The sequence below is a fragment of the Streptomyces sp. WG5 genome, assembly GCF_049974565.1.
Lineage (GTDB): Bacteria > Actinomycetota > Actinomycetes > Streptomycetales > Streptomycetaceae > Streptomyces.
Window position 1 is genome coordinate 1 of sequence record NZ_JBNGGC010000143.1, and the last position, 933, is coordinate 933.

Annotated in this window: 2 protein-coding genes; both read right to left on the reverse strand. The window is 62.4% G+C overall.

Annotated features, from left to right (window positions below; translation table 11 throughout):
* Positions 1-29: 29 nt before the first annotated feature.
* On the reverse strand, positions 30-362 hold the full coding sequence (locus ACP4IX_RS36270; protein ID WP_426558918.1) for a hypothetical protein: 333 nt from the start codon (positions 360-362) through the stop codon (positions 30-32).
* A gap of 52 nt (positions 363-414) precedes the next feature.
* The coding region (locus tag ACP4IX_RS36275; RefSeq protein WP_426558920.1) for an IS66 family transposase at positions 415-933 on the reverse strand (519 nt) is incomplete at its 5' end.

Genomic DNA, 933 nt, shown 5'->3' on the forward strand with positions numbered 1-933 from the left:
TGAGGACCGCGGGTAATTGGCTTTGGTATTCAATGGGGATGGAACAGCCCGTCGGACTTTAGGGCGTCGATCGCCTCGGTGCGGGTGAGGCCGCGATACAGGCAGAACCATTCTCCGGTGTGGCGGTGCCACTGGAGGTTGAAGCGGTCGCGGCTGATCCAGTCGAGGCGGGCGAAGGGGGCGTCGAACTCTTCGCCGAGATTCTCCGGGAATCCGGAGCGGTAGCGCTGAATGAAGCGATACTTGGTGCCGTGCCATTTGCCGAGGATGTCGACGGGATAGTTGAACTGCGTCTGCCGGATGGCCGGCAGGAAGCGGGGCTTCAGGAAGTCATCGATCAGGTGCTGGCAGGCGGTGGTCACTGCCGATTTTTCTGCCGCAGACAAGCCGGATGATCTCATATCTCGTCTTGGCTCAGGCTGCTTCAGCGCGGCTCGGCATGGGCTTTCGCCAATTCCACGGCAGAAGCTCATGCACCCGGAGAGCAGCATGATCGTTGATGCGCGCCAGTACGTCGGCAAGCCAGGCTTGCGGATCGACGTCGTTGAGCTTGGCCGTTTGAATCAGCGTTAGCATGACCGCGGCACGGTCGCCACCGCGATCGGAGCCGGCGAACAGCCACGACTTACGGCCAAGGGCAATTCCGCGCAGCGCGCGCTCGGCTGCGTTGTTGCTCAGGCAGATGCGGCCATCCTCGAGGAAGCGCGTGAACACGTCGACACGCTTGAGCATGTAGTTCATGGCCTTGGCCACCTCGTTGTGGTGCGACAGCTTGGCCCGCTCCCGTTTCATCCATTCGATCAGATCATTCACCAGCGGCGCGACGTCTTTGCGGCGCGCGGCCACGCGCTCCGCGGGCGACATGTCGTTGATCGAGCGCTCCAGCGCGAAGATGGCATCGAACTTCTGCACCGCCTCGAACGCGATCGGCGA